This window comes from Niabella hirudinis (genome assembly GCF_051201075.1).
GTDB classification, from domain to species: Bacteria; Bacteroidota; Bacteroidia; order Chitinophagales; family Chitinophagaceae; genus Niabella; species Niabella hirudinis.
Genome location: NZ_JBPEHJ010000001.1, coordinates 44,138 through 62,338, shown reverse-complemented (window position 1 = coordinate 62,338; position 18,201 = coordinate 44,138). Strand labels below are relative to the sequence as shown.

The following is an 18,201-nucleotide window of genomic DNA, read 5'->3' as shown; positions in this document are numbered from 1 at the left end:
GGTTGAAACCCGCTCTTACAATATTTATCTGCCGCTATGCGGCGGGTACAGTTTGCATGCTAACTTGACGCCTATGCGATGCATCGGGAGTGAGCAATATATTGGACGTCCAGGTGCTAAGGAAACAACATTGAGTTGGTCAACAGGCAATGGATCATCGGGTATGAAACGGATCTGACCTGGAACATTGAACCTTAAACCTCTTCATAATTCAGGTCTTTATGAAAGGTTTCGGGCAGGGTAATAACGGCAATGGTAGAAAGGATCATCACAATAACCGAAGTAATAATGGCGCCGTTTACATAGCCCAGGGTTCCGATGCCGCGTATTTCCTTAAACAGGAAAAGGATCGCCGGCAACAGGCCCCTTACAAAATTGGGAATGGTGGTTGCGGCCGTAGCCCGGAGGTTGGTGCCAAACTGTTCGGCCCCCACTGTAACAAAAACAGCCCAGAACCCGATGCTGAAGCCCAGGAAAAAACAGAGGGTATACATCCACCCGGGGGTACCGTTCCACTGCGTGGTAAAGTAAAGGAGTATGGAAATAAACGTAAGGCCATAAAAGATGTACAGCGCTTTTTTGCGGCTTTTGAGCCACTGGCTTACCAGCCCGATCATAATATCGCCCAGGGCCAGCCCGATATAGGCATACATAATGGACCGGCCGGGATCAATATCACCGGTAATTCCGAATTGCCTGCCAAACTCGCTGCTGAATGTGATCAGTATCCCGATCACCAGCCAGGTGGGCAGCCCTATAAAAACGCTTTTTATATATTTGGAAAAACGCTCCCGGCTGCTAAAAAGCATCAGGAATTGTCCTTTTTTTACTTCGCTGTTGCGCATCCGGCTGTAAAGGCCCGACTCCAGTACCGATATCCGGAGCAGTAACAGAAGAATTCCCAGCCCGCCGCCGATGAAGTAGCAGGTGCGCCAGTGAAATTCCTCCTTTATAAAAAAGGCAACGGCAGCGCCCAGCACGCCAAAGCCCGCAACAATGGAAGTGCCGATGCCGCGTTTTTCTTTGGGTAATAACTCTGCCACCAGCGTAATGCCGGCGCCCAGCTCCCCGGCCAGGCCAATCCCCGCAAAAAAACGGATGGCGGTATATTGCTCCACCGTTTGTACAAACCCGTTGCAGATATTGGCAATTGAGTAAATCAGGATCGACCCGAAGAGCACTTTCACCCTTCCTTTTTTATCGCCCCAGATCCCCCATAAAATACCGCCAATCAGCAGTCCCGCCATCTGGGCGGAAAGGATCCATTCTCCCTTGGTGGTGATCTCGGCGGCCGTAAGGCCCAGCTCTTTCAGGCTGGGAATGCGGATGATGCCAAAAATAAGCAGGTCGTAAATGTCAACGAAGTAGCCCAGTGCCGCCACCACTACGGTAAGGCTGAGGATGGACGCATTTTTTTGCTGGTTCATATAGCGCGAAGGGTTATTTTTTAAAATCCCGGAAATATTGAACGGCGAGCTCATACCCCATAAGCCCCAGCCCGATGATGCTGCCGGCGGATTTGGCGCTTACATGGGATATTTTTCTGAAATCTTCGCGGGCATGCACATTGCTGATATGCACTTCCACTACCGGGGTGTTAACAGAGGCAATGGCATCGCCAATGGCTACCGAAGTATGGGTATAGGCGGCGGGGTTCAGGATAATACCGTCTGCTTCAAATCCGTATTGCTGCAGGGCGGTTACCAGTTCGCCTTCGATATTGCTCTGGAAATAATCAAAGCGGATTTCGGGGTGTTTTTGTTTCAGCTGTTCAAAAAATGATTCAAAGCTGGAACTGCCATAGATGCCCGGTTCCCGCCTGCCCAGCAGGTTAAGGTTGGGTCCGTTGATAATTACAAGATGCATGAGTGAAACTTTTATGGGGCTAATATAGACATTTGGAGCAGGAAACCGTGTATTTGGAATTGAAATTTTAGCGGTTGGGTTTTAAACCGCAGGGAACCAACGGGGCAAAGACGCAGTGTTGCTTTCAACCTCTTCGTGTTTCTTCGGGCCTTCGGGGCTTTGTGGCCCCAACGATTTATTTCACGCAAAGACGCAGTGTTGCCGTTCAACCTCTTCGTGTTTCTTTGAGCCTTCGGGTCTTTGTGGCCCCCAATGATTTATTTCACGCAAGGACGCAATGGAGCAAAGACGCAGTGTCGCTTTCAACCTCTTCGTGTTTCTTCGGGCCTTCGGGGCTTTGTGGCCTCAATGATTTATTTCACGCAAAGACGCGGTGTTGCCGTTCAACCTCTTCGTGTTTCTTTGAGCCTTCGGGTCTTTGTGGCCCCAGTGATTTATTTCACGCAAGGACCAGGGGAAGGTCATCCAATGTTTTTGACCTTTGCGGTTCATGATACAATACTTTGTTTTCTGCAGCGGTTCATTTACTTTTAACCAAAGCTTTTACTATGAGCATTCAAAAAATAGGCCTGTTGGTCGGAAGCCTGCGGGCCGCCTCTTACAGCCGTAAAGTAGCGGAGGAAATGATTCGTCTGGCGCCTGCGGGGCTGCAGCTGGAGATCGTTGAAATCGGCAATCTGCCGCTGTATAATGAAGATCTTGAGCCCGAAGTGCCGGAGCCCTGGCAGCGGTTCCGGGAGGCCATCCGGACAAAGGACGGAATTATTTTTGTAACGCCGGAATACAACCGCTCCATTCCCGGGCTCCTCAAAAATGCCATTGACGTGGGCTCCCGGCCATCGGGGAAAAGTGTGTGGAACCGCAAACCCGGAGCGGTAGCCAGCGTTACCCCCGGGGGGCTGGGCGCTTTTGGCGCCAATCATCACCTGCGGCAGGCCATGGTATTCCTCAACCTGCCCATGATGCAGCAGCCCGAGGCCTACCTCAGTAATATAGCCGCCTGTTTTAATGAAGCACAGCCGGCAGACCGGCAGCGGCTGGATCAGTTTCTGGAGCGGTTCCTGAGCGCCTATGCGGATTGGGTATCCGAAATCAATGGAACCAGGTAATAAGCATCAAATCTGGAACAGGGCCCGCAATTCTGCCGCATCAGTGGGCTTCATTTTACCGCCCAGTATAAGCCGGAGCTGCCGGCGGCGCAATGCACCTTCAAAAAGCAGGCGCTCGTTTTCCGTTACCGGCTCCAGCGCTGGCACGGCGGCCGGTTTTCCATCGGGATCCAGCCCTACAAAGGTATAATAGGCCTCATTGCTTTTATACCGGTGGCGGTGCACCAGGTCTTCGCCATGTACCAGCAGGTGCACTTCCATAGAGGAATTAAACGCACGGGTAACCCGGGCTTCTATATGTACCGAATTGCCCAGCCGGATAGGGTTCTCAAAGGAGATATTGTCAACAGATGCCGTTACTACCGGAAGATTGGCGTGTTTCTGGGCCGAGAGGGCCGCTGCAATATCCATCCAGTACATCAGGCGGCCGCCCATTAAGTTACCAAAGGTATTGGTATCATTGGGCAATACCAGTTCCGTCATTACAATCAGGCTGTCTGCAGGATTTTTCGCCATTTTAAATTTTTTGCAAAAGTAACAGGATACGGTTAAACAGGAAAACCGCTGCTCAAACGGTTGCGCCGGGCCAATCTTTTTGTAACTGAAAAGAGAAAGCGCCCTTACCTTTGACGGATATTTCGCTTAAGTTATATGCAGGAAACTAATCTACCGGTATCATTTGATAACACGGAATTCGCATTCAAATACAAGTCAGACAGGGAATTGAAACAGGCCAGGCTGCTTTTTTCAATGATGGGGCAACCGGCCCTGGTAAAACTGGGCACCCGCCTCACCCCCTGGGCCATCAAAAGCGGGTTACCCGTAAAAGGGCTCATACGCAGCACCATCTTTAAGCAATTTGTAGGCGGCGAAACCCTGGAGGAAACCGCCAAAGTGGCCGCCCGGCTGGGGCAGTACCAGGTACAGGTGATCCTGGACTATGGGGTAGAAGGGGGGGAGGATTCTGAAAAGGAATACGATCATGCCGCGGATGAATTTATCCGGGTTATCGATTATGCCGCCACCCAATCCAATATTCCGTTTATGAGCGTAAAGGTGACCGGCTTTTCGAGGTTTGCACTGCTCGAAAAGATTGACGGACTGATGACGGCCGCCAGCGGAACATTGATCAAACGGTACCTGCAGGTAACCGATCAGCTGGAGACTGCCGAAAAAGAAGAATGGCACCGGGTGCGCACCCGGCTGCTGCGGATCTGCGAGCGGGCCGCCGAAAAAAAGGTGGGTGTGCTGATTGATGCGGAAGAAACCTGGATCCAGGATCCGGTAGATGCGCTTACGATCCTGATGATGGATAGTTTTAATAAAACAACTCCGGTTATTTATAATACCGTGCAATTGTACCGGCACGACAGGCTGCAGTTTTTAAAAGACTGTTATGATGCCGCGGCGGAACGCAACTTTTTGCTGGCGGTAAAACTGGTGCGGGGCGCCTATATGGAAAAAGAACGCGCCCGGGCGGCAGACAGGGGCTATGCATCGCCCATACAGCCGGATAAGGCCAGCTCCGACCGCGATTATGATGCCGGGGTGCAGTTTAGCCTGGAGCGGCTGAACCGCATTGCGCTGGTGATTGCCTCCCATAATGAAAAAAGCAACCTGGATGCCGTGGCATGGCTGCAGCAACACCGGGTGCCCCTTCATCATCCGCATGTACATTTTAGCCAGCTTTATGGGATGAGCGATAATATTACCTTTAACCTGGCCGCTGCCGGCTGCAGCGTAAGCAAATACCTGCCTTTTGGCCCCATTGATGATGTAGTGCCCTATCTTATGCGCCGCGCCCAGGAAAACACATCGGTAAAAGGGCAAACCGGCCGGGAGCTGGGGCTTATCAAAAAGGAGCTGCAGCGCCGGAAATAAGGGGGGTATAAAACCGGTACTCCTTCCAATATAGAGGATTATGGATCCTATATTGTGCCATGCACCCGCATTCCGCGTTACTGCGAATGATGGGGGGCTGGCCCTGTTTTTTTCCGGGGCCGCTAATTCTTATGGTGAACTGCTTCCAGATGTTCGGGATAATTTCTTACCTTTACAATAACAAATTTGGATCGGGGTGTCCCCAATCGGAATGAAGCCGGAGCAATCCGGCTTTGTTTTTACGGGAATATTTTTAACCCATAACGTTTGCCGCCCTTGTTATAAAATTTACTTTTAAATACTTCAAAGGAAGGGTTTAGCCTATCGGGCTCCAAAACATACCTGGCTATCGGATAAGTAACAAGGTCGGCCAATTGCAAACCATTGATATTTTCTGTTTTCGCTTTAAACTGAATATTCAAGGATCTGGCGAATAGGGCATAAAAAAACTCCCTGATTATGGACAAGGAGCAACCCAAATGTTTTCACAACGGAATAATCCTTATTGTGAATTGCTTTCAGATACAAATATACAACTGTTTTTAATGAGGAGGATACGGAAAACCGTAAAATTGGGAAAATTTATTCTTTATTTTTAGGGTAATTAATTGAAAGTTATGAGTAAAACGATTCTTGGACTTGATTTGGGTACTAATTCAATTGGATGGGCCTTGATTGAAATAGACTATAAAAATAAGCTATTGAGAATTATTGGGCTCGGTTCACGTATTATTCCGATGGATAGCCAGGAGTTTTCAAAATTTAATGCGGGGCAAAAAATTACAAGTGCTGCCGGTAACAGAACAAAATTGCACCGGGCAAGAATTACCAAAGAACGGTATTTATTAAGAAGAGATCGCTTGCATCTAGTTTTGAATTTATTGGAAGCATTGCCTGAACATTACAATATTGAAATTGATTTTGAAAGAAACGGCAAGAGATGCGGACAGTTCAAGAATGAAGCGGAACCTAAAATAGCCTATTTGCCTACAAAAAATAGTGAGAACAAACACACATTTTATTTTGAAGAGGCTTTTGAAGAAATGATAAAAGATTTACAAAAGGTAAATCCCAGCATTAAAAATGAAAAAGGCGAACGAGTTCCAAAAGATTGGACAATTTATTATTTACGGCAAAAAGCTCTCAAGGCAAAAATCTCTTTGGAAGAGTTGGCTTGGGTGTTACTAAGTTACAATCAAAAGCGAGGAGCGGAATTAGAGGAAATTGAAAATAATGATGAAAAATCGGATGAGATAAAAGAATTATTGGATTTGCAGGTGGTTAGTTCAGAGCAAAAATTCGATAAGAATGGTGTTTTTTATGAGGTTGTTCTCAACGATGCTGAAAGGTTTACCTATAAAGAATATACAACAGAACAACTAACATTTAAAGGTGATATAAAAGAAGTTGTAAAAGTTTCAAAATTAGATGAGTCGGAGAATATTGAAAAAGGAAAGACTGTATATCAAATCAGCGATTTGTATGAGTTGAAACTTGCCAATATACTACACTCTGAAATTGATGACAAGAATGCCAAACATAAATATGATTTCATCTACACAAATGGTTGGAGGAAAGAACAGAAGAAAAAGAAATTCAATGTAGCCTATCAGAAATTAGCACAAGAAATAACAGAAAAAAATAAAACAATTGAAAACTTATTTGTTGTTTCAAATAAATTCGATTACAAGGGAAGTCCTGAAACAATTATTCCGAGTATAAAAATACCGGATTTTAATAGCGAAGGAAGCAAAGATTGGACCTTATTGAAGAAAAAAACAGAGAAGGATGCTGCTAAATTCAATATAGACAAAGGTTATGTAAATAATGACGGAAGTGCAAAACACTATATTTCTCCGAAAATTTATGATGTATTAGTTAATGACACAAAAACGGGTGAACGCACCAAAATAATCGGTGGACTTTTTCAAACTATTGACAGGAAGTTTTATAGAGAAGAACTCAGTCAGATTGTCGCCACTCAGAGAGAATTTCATAAAAATTTAGAGGATCAATCTGTTTTTGAGAAATGCGTAAAGCTGTTGTATCCGAATAATGAAGGACATTCTAAGGCTTTATTAGCGAATAAAAATGCCATTGCTCATTTGTTGATAGAAGACATTTTGTTGTATCAAAGACCTTTAAAATCCAAAAAACTGGGAATTTCTGAATGTAAATATGAAATTGATTATTGGAAAGAAGATATTAATACTATCACAGGTGAATTAACTAAAATTCCTGTTTACAAAAAGGCAGTATCTGCTTCACACCCTTTGTTCCAGGAATTTAGGATTTGGGATAAAATCCACAATATAAAGTTGATACAGTTAGAGGCAAAAGATGAAGAAGGGAAATCTGTAACGAATATTGATATAACTTCCCAATATTTTATGCCAGAAGATTACAAAGCTTTGTTTGAACATTTTAACAAACGTTCGACAGTTACTTTAACTGATTTTTTAAAGTTTTGTAAAAAGCAATTTGGATTAGAGATTGGGAAAAAAGACGAATGGAAAATTTTATGGAATTATCCGGCAGAAGAAGAATTAAAGGGAAACGAAACTAGAAAAAGTTTTGAGATAAGATTTAAAAGATGCGGATTTAAAGACTTTGACACTTTTATGTCGCAGGAAAAGGAAATTGAATTGTGGCATTATTTGTATTCCGTCAATCAAAATGAAAGAAAAAAGGCTAACGAAATAAAAGAAATAAACAATCCAAAATTCGGAAAGACGAGCATTCAAAACTTTTTTACTAAATATTTTAAAGACGAAAATATAGAAGAAAAAGTGTTTGAAAATTTATGTAAAGACTTTGAGAACTATCCTAAATTTTCTTCAAAATATGCTGCGTATTCTGTTAAATCGCTTCGCAAATTACTTTCCGTAATGAGAGTTGGCGATAACTTTTTAACGCGAGAAAAATCTGATGAACGTTGGCAGGAAAAATATCTCGATAGAGCACAGACAATTCTCGAAAAAAGCAATCAAATTGTCTGGTCTGCAAAAGACGTTGATTACGGCAAGGTTGTTGTAAGTGAAGTGAATCAGAAATTGAGAGAATTGCCTTATCCAAAAGGACTTTTTAATACTTTTAAAGATTTCAGGTTCATTGAAGATTTTAATTTTTTAAACTTAACGCAGTCTTCATACTTTATTTATGGAAGACATTCAGAATTAGCACAAGCAAAATATTGGGACAATCCGCAAAAAATAAGAGATGAGATAAACACAGAATTAAAACATCATTCTCTAAACAATCCGGTTGCTGAAAAAGTTTTGAAAGAAACGATGAAAGTGGTAGCAGATATATGGGAGTTTTATGGAGATTCGATTAAAAATTTCTTCACGGAAATTCATTTAGAAGTAGCGAGAGAGTTACAAAAATCCAATCAAGAAAAACAGGATATTACTACAAAACAAAAGAATAGCAGAGCTGAAAATGAACGATTAAAAAATATACTCGACGAGTTTTTAAGCCAATCGCCTTATAATGCAAGAAGGGGAAATCAAGACCATTTTGAGCGCTTGAAAATTGTAGAAGAAGGTGCAAAAACAAGAAGTCATTCGGAAAAAGATTTCTATATGAACAATAAAGAAAAGTTTGAGAAAAAAGAAATTGAAAGCATACTGAAAAAACAAAGAATCAGCAAGGCAGATTTTGAAAAATACAAACTTTGGATTCAGCAAGGGTATATGTCGCCATATACAAACAAACCCATTATGCTGAGTGATTTGTTCAATGGAAACAAGTACAATATTGACCATATTTTGCCGCGAGCTTCCGTAACTAATGATTCGTTAAACAATAAAATAGTTTGCGAGGCTTTTTTAAACAGGCTTAAATCCGATAAAACCGCCAGAGAATTTATATCGCAGTTTGGAGGAAAAACACATACAATTTTTGATGAAAAATTGAACGGGAATGTAACCTTTGAGCTTGTTGATGAAAATACTTACGTGAGTTTAGTAAAAACCCAATTCAGTGCAGCCAAAAGATTTATTCTTCTTTCTAAAGAAGTTCCAACAGGCTTTACCGATAGCCAAATGAATAATGCAAAACATGTTGCCAAAAAAGCAATGGAGTTGCTTAGTCATATTGTGAGAGAAGAAGGCGAAATAGAATTTCGTTCTAAAAACTTGCTTCCGGTTTCCGGGGCAATTACGGATAAACTGAAAAAAGAATGGAAATTTAATCAGGTTTGGACAGAACTCTTAACGCCAAGATTTGTGCGGCTAAACAAACTTGATAACTCAGAAAATTTTGGAGTATTTGAAACTTCAAAAAGCGGTCACGAATATTTCGATGTTAATGTAAAATACATTTTAGAACAAAACAAGAATTTTGAACTAAAAAGATTAGACCATCGCCATCACGCTTTGGATGCTTTGATTGTGGCCTTGTGCACAGAAAACCATGTGCAATATATCAACAATATAAATTCGGGAATTGCCAATAAAAGGAAAGAAAAAATAGGGGCGATAAAAGCCCAGCGAGCCGGTATAAAAAGACAGATAATGTACAGTGTGCCTGACAAGGAAAACCCAAATGAGAAAAAGTGGTTTTATATGTTGCCCGGTTCCTATCGATTGGATGAAACACAAGGAAATGAGAAGGCGTCTGTTGTGGATATGAATTGGAAAAATAATTATTCAGATTCAGTAATTAGAAGTTACAAAAAAGTAGTGTTAGAAACACTGGAGCATTGCGTGGTTTCATTCCAGAGCGATTTTAAGTTGGTTTCAAAATCATCTAACAAATATGAAAGCTATTACGATAAAAATGGAGAACTGCGATTAGACAAAAACAGAAAGCCAATTAAAGAATTTATTAGTCAAAAAAATGAAAACAAAAAACATTGGAGCGTTAGGGTGCAGTTGCATACGGACAACCCAAGTGCGGAAATAGCTTTGCACTATGACAGATTAAAAATCATTGACAATATAGGAAGAGCTGATTTAATAAAGGATGATCGAATTAAAGATGCTGTGAAAGAAGCGTTGGGAATGCACAACAATAAAGTAGGAGAAGTAAAAAAGTATTTGTCTAAAAGCCCTATTTCCATTGATGGTGAGAGTGTTGAGTATGCTGATTTCAAAGTTGTAAATACAAAATATAGAAAAAGGCAGCCTATCACAAACCTTTGCGTAAGGGCAGGGGCAGGAGCGTTGCCGACTTTAGATGCTGTAAAAAACAGAATTTATAAAATAGCTGATTTAAAATTAAGAAATGACCTATTGCTTCATTTGAGTGATAATGACAACGATATAGATAAAGCATTCTCAATGGAAGCAATAGAGGAATTTAACCGAAACAGAAAAATTCCGGTGAAAAGGTTGCCTATTGCGGAAAGTGCTTCGCTTAAATTCACCATAGGAAAGAAAAAATCAAACAATCATAAATGGGTAGAAACAGGAGGTAATTTTCATTTTAAAATTACTAAAAATGACTATAGTATTGATTACGAAACAATAACTCTTAGGGTTGCAATAAATGAGGAAAAGGGGAAACTTCTAAACCTAAATACTGCTGTAGCCGATACCAGCAATAGTATGATATTGTCACCTAATGATTTGGTATATATACCTATGGAAGAAGAACAACAGAATATAAGTAATGTTGATTTTAATTCATTAAGTATTAATCAGATAAATAGGGTTTATAAGTTTGTTAGTTGCACTGAAAAGGAAGCTCATTTTGTTCCATATTCGAATTCTGCGGAAATAGTTAAAAATGAAAATGGAACGAATAGTAAAAGTGAAAGATTGCAGGATTTTATGGATAACAATTGCACTTTTGATAAAGATGGTAAGCCAGTAATGATCAAAACAAGGTGTATTAAACTTAAAAATGACAGATTAGGTAATGTCTCAAAAGTATAACCAATGATCAAACGCACTCTATACTTCGGTAACCCGGCCTATCTTAAAACCAAAAATGAGCAATTATTGGTGGAGCTGGCGGATACCGGCGAGGTAAAGACGGCAGCCATTGAAGATATAGGGGTGCTGATCCTGGATCATCAGCAGATCACTATTACGCATAGTGTGATCGCTAAACTGCTGGCCAATAATGTAGCGCTGATCACCTGCGATGATATCCATTTGCCTACCGGCCTCATGCTGAACTTAGATGGGCATACCCTGCAAAGCCAGCGTTTTCAATTGCAGGTGGATGCTTCCGTACCGCTGAAGAAGCAATTGTGGCAGCAGACCGTAACCGCTAAAATACAAAACCAGGCCAATCTGCTGGCATTGTACCGGATACCCAATAAAACCTTACTAAACCTGGCTGCTAAGGTAAAAAGTGGCGACAGTGATAACTGCGAGGCCCAGGCTGCCGGGTATTACTGGAAAAATGTGTTTCCCCTGTTCCCGGGTTTTAAACGGTTTCGGGAAGGGGAGGCGCCCAACAATTTATTAAACTATGGCTATGCAGTGCTGCGCGCCATCGTGGCAAGAAATTTGGTAGGCAGCGGGTTGTTGCCTACCCTGGGCATTTTTCACAGGAACCAGTACAATGCCTACTGTTTGGCGGACGATATCATGGAGCCTTACCGGCCTTACGTGGATAAACTGGTGTATGATATTGTAAGAAGTAATGGGAAGTTCCTGGATATGACCCCGTCTATGAAACAGCAATTGCTGAGCATACCGGCAATGGATGTGGTCATCGATGATGAAAAAAGTCCGTTGATGAATGCGGTACAGCGAACAACTGCCAGTCTGGCCAGATGTTTTGAGGGCGCCAGCCGCCGGCTGCTGTATCCTGTATTGGCTCCTTCATTTGTTTAAAATGAATTTTGAACGGTTAAATGCTTACCGGATTATGTGGGTCATTGTTATGTTCGACATGCCTACGGAAACAAAGATTGACCGGAAACGTTATGCGAAATTCCGGAAGCGGATCCTTGACGATGGGTTTAACATGTTCCAGTTCAGCATGTATATCCGCCATTGTATGAGCCGGGAGAATGCGGAAGTGCATGTACAACGGGTGAAAAAGATCCTTCCGGAAAAAGGGCATATCGGCATTGTCTGTATTACCGATAAACAATTTGGACAAATGGAGATTTTTAACGGCAAGGAGGCGACGGAGTCGCCGTTGCCGGCGCACCAATTAGAACTGTTTTAAATGAGAAGGACTGATTTTATTAGGGGAGTAGTTGGTTTCCTGGGCCTTTCGGTGCTGCCCAGAGGTATCGTAAAGCAATATCACCGGATCTATTTGCTGCAGAGTTTTGTGCGCGGGTTCCGGTTTTATGAAGGAATGCGATTATTGGATCAGATGCAGGAGGGCGATATGCTCCAGATGGTGAGGGAGCCGGAAAATCAATTTGATACCTCAGCAATAGCCCTGCATTTCAATAAGCACAGAATTGGGTATATACCCCGGGAGGATAATGAACTGCTTAGTAAACTCATGGATGCCGAAGTGCTTCAGATGCAGGCAGAAATAACGCACCTGAAAAAAGAAGCAAAAGCCTGGGAGAATGTACATGTCGCCGTTTATGTGTTAAAAGAGATAACGGGAGCTTTGCCGGAATCGGCCCTGTATTTGACACAATTAGAGACGCCCCGGTACCGGACTCTGAAGTTGACGGAGGATAGGGTTGTAAACATTTATTATGAGGAGGAGGAAGATGATGATGTCGTTATGGATGCTTCAGAATTTTATGAGGCAATGGTCGAAAATTCAAAAGATGATCATATTTATACCATTTTACATGATGATTTTGAGTCCGGGCGGAATTTGCAGGAAATAATCACTGAAGGTCGTATGCTTATAAATGAGAACCGGCTGCCAGCCGATTTAAAGCAAGATGCGTTAACCCGCGTATTAAAAGACAATGCGATTGTCTTAAATAATGTGTTTGATGAACGCGGCTACATGGTAGCCAATGTAAACCGGGTGGCTGAGCTGTCGTATCGCATCGAGAAAGTGATAGGTGTTTTTGACAAGGCCGGCCGGCTATTTTATGAAATCAGGTTTGTATAAAATGAAGGGTAGGAAATAAAAAAACGGGTATTCAACCCGTTTTTTTATCCTGTTGACAACCTGAAATCCTTTACTGTTGCGGGTTTTGACCAAACGCGTTGTCAAAGATCAAAGTTAATCCGAAAGTTGAAAGCAATTCACAACACAGGTAGTTCAGCAAAATACCACTAACCAGTTGTCAAAGATCAAAGTTAATCCGAAAGTTGAAAGCAATTCACAACCTCTAACGTTGGAGTTGATGCGTTCCGGTTGTTGTCAAAGATCAAAGTTAATCCGAAAGTTGAAAGCAATTCACAACTAGTTGTTTTTTCTGTCTTCTTTTTTTTCGGTTGTCAAAGATCAAAGTTAATCCGAAAGTTGAAAGCAATTCACAACTTTCTTCCATAACTGCCACTTCTTCGGGGTGTTGTCAAAGATCAAAGTTAATCCGAAAGTTGAAAGCAATTCACAACCGCTTTTAAAGTGTTTTATCCACAGGCTTAGTTGTCAAAGATCAAAGTTAATCCGAAAGTTGAAAGCAATTCACAACACCAATGGTAAAGTTTGCCCCCGGTATTATGTTGTCAAAGATCAAAGTTAATCCGAAAGTTGAAAGCAATTCACAACTTTATCAAACGCCTCTTTACTCAAGAATCCGTTGTCAAAGATCAAAGTTAATCCGAAAGTTGAAAGCAATTCACAACTAAATACGGCGGACGCTGCGCTTACTGCGGGTTGTCAAAGATCAAAGTTAATCCGAAAGTTGAAAGCAATTCACAACTAGTTCATGGATGTAATTACTTTCTACCGGGTTGTCAAAGATCAAAGTTAATCCGAAAGTTGAAAGCAATTCACAACTGCGAGACCATCAGATATTGAAGATGGTCGGTTGTCAAAGATCAAAGTTAATCCGAAAGTTGAAAGCAATTCACAACTGATGTAGTCAGGCAGATTAAATCCTTTATGTTGTCAAAGATCAAAGTTAATCCGAAAGTTGAAAGCAATTCACAACATTCTTGCTATGGAGAAGTCCGTCAGCGAAGTTGTCAAAGATCAAAGTTAATCCGAAAGTTGAAAGCAATTCACAACACGGACTGTTTGTTCTTAATAAGTATAATAGTTGTCAAAGATCAAAGTTAATCCGAAAGTTGAAAGCAATTCACAACCCAGGAATAACCATTCCTTTCATTGGCTTTGTTGTCAAAGATCAAAGTTAATCCGAAAGTTGAAAGCAATTCACAACCTGTGTAGCTGGCAGCCGGCATATCGTTCAGTTGTCAAAGATCAAAGTTAATCCGAAAGTTGAAAGCAATTCACAACCCCGTAGCAAAACCGGGTTGCAGTTCCGACGTTGTCAAAGATCAAAGTTAATCCGAAAGTTGAAAGCAATTCACAACTTCCTTCGGTTTTACCATTCGATAAAAGCAGTTGTCAAAGATCAAAGTTAATCCGAAAGTTGAAAGCAATTCACAACTGGCATCAAAAGAGGCAAAGGAAGCCACGTGTTGTCAAAGATCAAAGTTAATCCGAAAGTTGAAAGCAATTCACAACCTGTGTTCTGGTTTTAGCGTTTAACCATAGGTTGTCAAAGATCAAAGTTAATCCGAAAGTTGAAAGCAATTCACAACCTTATTGTTCATGTTTTGTTTAGGCTGTTTGTTGTCAAAGATCAAAGTTAATCCGAAAGTTGAAAGCAATTCACAACTATAGCCCATTTGCTGTGCGGCCACCTCCTGTTGTCAAAGATCAAAGTTAATCCGAAAGTTGAAAGCAATTCACAACCTATTTCCCTTACGATTGAGTCTGCAAGCGGTTGTCAAAGATCAAAGTTAATCCGAAAGTTGAAAGCAATTCACAACCTGATTATCGGTCAGCTTTACTTTGTTTTTGTTGTCAAAGATCAAAGTTAATCCGAAAGTTGAAAGCAATTCACAACTATGGCTCCGGCAGAGATTGCCGATAGCATGTTGTCAAAGATCAAAGTTAATCCGAAAGTTGAAAGCAATTCACAACTTGTTTTATTATACGAAAAGACCGTATATTGTTGTCAAAGATCAAAGTTAATCCGAAAGTTGAAAGCAATTCACAACTCTTATCGGTAACCGCCGTTATCTTAGAGGGTTGTCAAAGATCAAAGTTAATCCGAAAGTTGAAAGCAATTCACAACCTCTATATTATGAGTATCTATATTATTGGTGTTGTCAAAGATCAAAGTTAATCCGAAAGTTGAAAGCAATTCACAACATGACTACAATGAGCGTGGCGATGTTGTTGGTTGTCAAAGATCAAAGTTAATCCGAAAGTTGAAAGCAATTCACAACTCAGGCGTTCCATGTTCCAGTCATACACTGGTTGTCAAAGATCAAAGTTAATCCGAAAGTTGAAAGCAATTCACAACACGGTCGAAAATATACAATCCGTGGCCCCGGTTGTCAAAGATCAAAGTTAATCCGAAAGTTGAAAGCAATTCACAACCCATATCGGTGACTGGGCGTTTGACGGCAAGTTGTCAAAGATCAAAGTTAATCCGAAAGTTGAAAGCAATTCACAACCAGGGAAAACATCAATAATGAAGAGGCTGCGTTGTCAAAGATCAAAGTTAATCCGAAAGTTGAAAGCAATTCACAACTTGATAAGTATAGCACAAACAAGATTAAAGGTTGTCAAAGATCAAAGTTAATCCGAAAGTTGAAAGCAATTCACAACCCTGGTAAATAGGCTGTCCTCAAAAAGTTCGTTGTCAAAGATCAAAGTTAATCCGAAAGTTGAAAGCAATTCACAACGTGTCGTCTTATAATAATCAGCAATTTGCTGTTGTCAAAGATCAAAGTTAATCCGAAAGTTGAAAGCAATTCACAACCTGTTTCAATTAATGTATGCTTCATGAATAGTTGTCAAAGATCAAAGTTAATCCGAAAGTTGAAAGCAATTCACAACCCAGGTGAAGATCGCAGAAAATGAAGCTAAGTTGTCAAAGATCAAAGTTAATCCGAAAGTTGAAAGCAATTCACAACTTATCGTACATCCAATTTCTTTTACATAGCGTTGTCAAAGATCAAAGTTAATCCGAAAGTTGAAAGCAATTCACAACACGACTGCGTAAAGAAACAGGAAGTGCAGGGTTGTCAAAGATCAAAGTTAATCCGAAAGTTGAAAGCAATTCACAACTAGTATTTTCTTTTCAACAAGTTTGGAATAGTTGTCAAAGATCAAAGTTAATCCGAAAGTTGAAAGCAATTCACAACTGTGACTGGCGTATCTCCTGCGATTGTCGGTTGTCAAAGATCAAAGTTAATCCGAAAGTTGAAAGCAATTCACAACATTTATGTTTGATGTGCACTTGGCTTCCCAGTTGTCAAAGATCAAAGTTAATCCGAAAGTTGAAAGCAATTCACAACTAATATATTGAGCAACCGTTGTTGATTGATGTTGTCAAAGATCAAAGTTAATCCGAAAGTTGAAAGCAATTCACAACTAACATGATACTATCTATTTTTTTAACCTGGTTGTCAAAGATCAAAGTTAATCCGAAAGTTGAAAGCAATTCACAACGCTGTTAAGGGATTGGATGATCAGGACATTGTTGTCAAAGATCAAAGTTAATCCGAAAGTTGAAAGCAATTCACAACCTCGGTTTAAAATGATTGTAATGTCCGTTTGTTGTCAAAGATCAAAGTTAATCCGAAAGTTGAAAGCAATTCACAACGCTGTTAAGGGATTGGATGATCAGGACATTGTTGTCAAAGATCAAAGTTAATCCGAAAGTTGAAAGCAATTCACAACCTCGGTTTAAAATGATTGTAATGTCCGTTTGTTGTCAAAGATCAAAGTTAATCCGAAAGTTGAAAGCAATTCACAACTCAGTTCGACTACGATCTTGTTGAACAATAGTTGTCAAAGATCAAAGTTAATCCGAAAGTTGAAAGCAATTCACAACACTCCCCTGAAAAGTAAACGCCGTTACCGCGTTGTCAAAGATCAAAGTTAATCCGAAAGTTGAAAGCAATTCACAACTATGATCGGACGTTACAGTGGATGGATCCAGTTGTCAAAGATCAAAGTTAATCCGAAAGTTGAAAGCAATTCACAACTTCAAGGGTATCGTCATTGAAATTGTTTTGGTTGTCAAAGATCAAAGTTAATCCGAAAGTTGAAAGCAATTCACAACTACGTCTGCAACAAGCTCATGCTTTTCTGGTTGTCAAAGATCAAAGTTAATCCGAAAGTTGAAAGCAATTCACAACACACCTCTATAGATACGCCAGGGGCTGGCGGTTGTCAAAGATCAAAGTTAATCCGAAAGTTGAAAGCAATTCACAACCCGCGCCTGGGTGTTGCCACGGAGCTTAATGTTGTCAAAGATCAAAGTTAATCCGAAAGTTGAAAGCAATTCACAACTACCGTCTGCTCAAAACGAACTTCAAAATTGTTGTCAAAGATCAAAGTTAATCCGAAAGTTGAAAGCAATTCACAACCGATCCTTCGCATGGCCTTCATCAGCTCCTGTTGTCAAAGATCAAAGTTAATCCGAAAGTTGAAAGCAATTCACAACCAAGATTAATGCCGCTGGCGAACGCTTTTGGTTGTCAAAGATCAAAGTTAATCCGAAAGTTGAAAGCAATTCACAACTACTTTGACGTGTTTGTTTGTCTGATTGCGTTGTCAAAGATCAAAGTTAATCCGAAAGTTGAAAGCAATTCACAACATTGTGCGGTCTAAACGCACAACGTTACGTGTTGTCAAAGATCAAAGTTAATCCGAAAGTTGAAAGCAATTCACAACTCGCGAGCGTATGTTATTGTCAAAATGGTAGTTGTCAAAGATCAAAGTTAATCCGAAAGTTGAAAGCAATTCACAACTAAGCAACGAAATCAAACAAAAAATCTTCGGTTGTCAAAGATCAAAGTTAATCCGAAAGTTGAAAGCAATTCACAACAGGACCTTAAAAACAGCGGTGTAGGATCTTGTTGTCAAAGATCAAAGTTAATCCGAAAGTTGAAAGCAATTCACAACAAAGTGATGGGAAGCCTGAAATGACAGGTAGTTGTCAAAGATCAAAGTTAATCCGAAAGTTGAAAGCAATTCACAACTAAGCAACGAAATCAAACAAAAAATCTTCGGTTGTCAAAGATCAAAGTTAATCCGAAAGTTGAAAGCAATTCACAACAGGACCTTAAAAACAGCGGTGTAGGATCTTGTTGTCAAAGATCAAAGTTAATCCGAAAGTTGAAAGCAATTCACAACTAATAATGAACGAGAGATGTGCGACCATATGTTGTCAAAGATCAAAGTTAATCCGAAAGTTGAAAGCAATTCACAACTAATAATGAACGAGAGATGTGCGACCATATGTTGTCAAAGATCAAAG

At 40.8% G+C, this 18,201-nt stretch carries 9 protein-coding genes and 1 CRISPR repeat array; of the genes, 6 read left to right on the top strand and 3 right to left on the bottom strand.

Translation table 11 applies throughout. The features are described 5' to 3' along the window. Positions 1 to 194 precede the first annotated feature (194 nt). Together GGU45_RS00260 and aroQ are read right to left on the bottom strand one after the other, a co-directional pair. Positions 195 to 1,427 (bottom strand): MFS transporter, encoded by a 1,233-nt coding sequence (locus GGU45_RS00260; protein ID WP_435220923.1) that lies wholly within the window; start codon positions 1,425 to 1,427, stop codon positions 195 to 197. Between the two features lie 13 nt (positions 1,428 to 1,440). Further along, a complete protein-coding gene (gene aroQ / locus GGU45_RS00255; RefSeq protein ID WP_435220922.1) occupies positions 1,441 to 1,866 on the bottom strand; it encodes a type II 3-dehydroquinate dehydratase in 426 nt (141 codons plus the stop codon). A 548-nt stretch (positions 1,867 to 2,414) separates the two neighbouring features. On the opposite strand from aroQ, the gene GGU45_RS00250 reads away from it, so the two are divergent. Further along, positions 2,415 to 2,975, top strand: a complete 561-nt coding sequence (locus GGU45_RS00250; RefSeq protein WP_435220920.1) for an NADPH-dependent FMN reductase — start codon at positions 2,415 to 2,417, stop codon at positions 2,973 to 2,975. Between the two features lie 6 nt (positions 2,976 to 2,981). On the opposite strand, the gene GGU45_RS00245 is transcribed toward GGU45_RS00250, so the two are convergent. Continuing rightward, positions 2,982 to 3,491, bottom strand: coding sequence for an acyl-CoA thioesterase (locus tag GGU45_RS00245; RefSeq protein ID WP_435220918.1), 510 nt, complete (start codon positions 3,489 to 3,491; stop codon positions 2,982 to 2,984). Between the two features lie 207 nt (positions 3,492 to 3,698). On the opposite strand from GGU45_RS00245, the gene GGU45_RS00240 reads away from it, so the two are divergent. The 5 genes from GGU45_RS00240 to GGU45_RS00220 all read left to right on the top strand — a co-directional run bounded on the left by GGU45_RS00240 (position 3,699) and on the right by GGU45_RS00220 (position 12,854). Next, positions 3,699 to 4,856, top strand: coding sequence for a proline dehydrogenase family protein (locus tag GGU45_RS00240; RefSeq protein ID WP_435220916.1), 1,158 nt, complete (start codon positions 3,699 to 3,701; stop codon positions 4,854 to 4,856). A gap of 617 nt (positions 4,857 to 5,473) precedes the next feature. Next, entirely contained in the window at positions 5,474 to 10,738 is a 5,265-nt protein-coding gene (gene cas9, locus GGU45_RS00235; protein WP_435220914.1) for a type II CRISPR RNA-guided endonuclease Cas9, read from the top strand. A 3-nt stretch (positions 10,739 to 10,741) separates the two neighbouring features. Beyond that, complete coding sequence (cas1, locus tag GGU45_RS00230; RefSeq protein ID WP_435220912.1) at positions 10,742 to 11,650, top strand: type II CRISPR-associated endonuclease Cas1; 909 nt, start codon at positions 10,742 to 10,744, stop codon at positions 11,648 to 11,650. A gap of 1 nt (position 11,651) precedes the next feature. Continuing rightward, entirely contained in the window at positions 11,652 to 11,990 is a 339-nt protein-coding gene (gene cas2, locus GGU45_RS00225; RefSeq protein ID WP_435220910.1) for a CRISPR-associated endonuclease Cas2, read from the top strand. After that, positions 11,991 to 12,854, top strand: a complete 864-nt coding sequence (locus tag GGU45_RS00220; RefSeq protein WP_435220908.1) for an HIRAN domain-containing protein — start codon at positions 11,991 to 11,993, stop codon at positions 12,852 to 12,854. 97 nt (positions 12,855 to 12,951) lie between these two features. Next, positions 12,952 to 18,154: direct repeats of the CRISPR family, unit length 47 nt; unit sequence GTTGTCAAAGATCAAAGTTAATCCGAAAGTTGAAAGCAATTCACAAC. Positions 18,155 to 18,201 lie beyond the last annotated feature (47 nt).

What these genes read in the sequence shown, in the direction of transcription:
- GGU45_RS00260 (WP_435220923.1), bottom strand. Translation starts at nt 1,427, where the DNA reads ATGAACCAGCAAAAAAATGCGTCCATCCTCAGCCTTACCGTAGTGGTG.
- aroQ (WP_435220922.1), bottom strand. Translation starts at nt 1,866, where the DNA reads ATGCATCTTGTAATTATCAACGGACCCAACCTTAACCTGCTGGGCAGG.
- GGU45_RS00250 (WP_435220920.1), top strand. Translation starts at nt 2,415, where the DNA reads ATGAGCATTCAAAAAATAGGCCTGTTGGTCGGAAGCCTGCGGGCCGCC.
- GGU45_RS00245 (WP_435220918.1), bottom strand. Translation starts at nt 3,491, where the DNA reads ATGGCGAAAAATCCTGCAGACAGCCTGATTGTAATGACGGAACTGGTA.
- cas9 (WP_435220914.1), top strand. Translation starts at nt 5,474, where the DNA reads ATGAGTAAAACGATTCTTGGACTTGATTTGGGTACTAATTCAATTGGA.
- cas1 (WP_435220912.1), top strand. Translation starts at nt 10,742, where the DNA reads ATGATCAAACGCACTCTATACTTCGGTAACCCGGCCTATCTTAAAACC.
- cas2 (WP_435220910.1), top strand. Translation starts at nt 11,652, where the DNA reads ATGAATTTTGAACGGTTAAATGCTTACCGGATTATGTGGGTCATTGTT.
- GGU45_RS00220 (WP_435220908.1), top strand. Translation starts at nt 11,991, where the DNA reads ATGAGAAGGACTGATTTTATTAGGGGAGTAGTTGGTTTCCTGGGCCTT.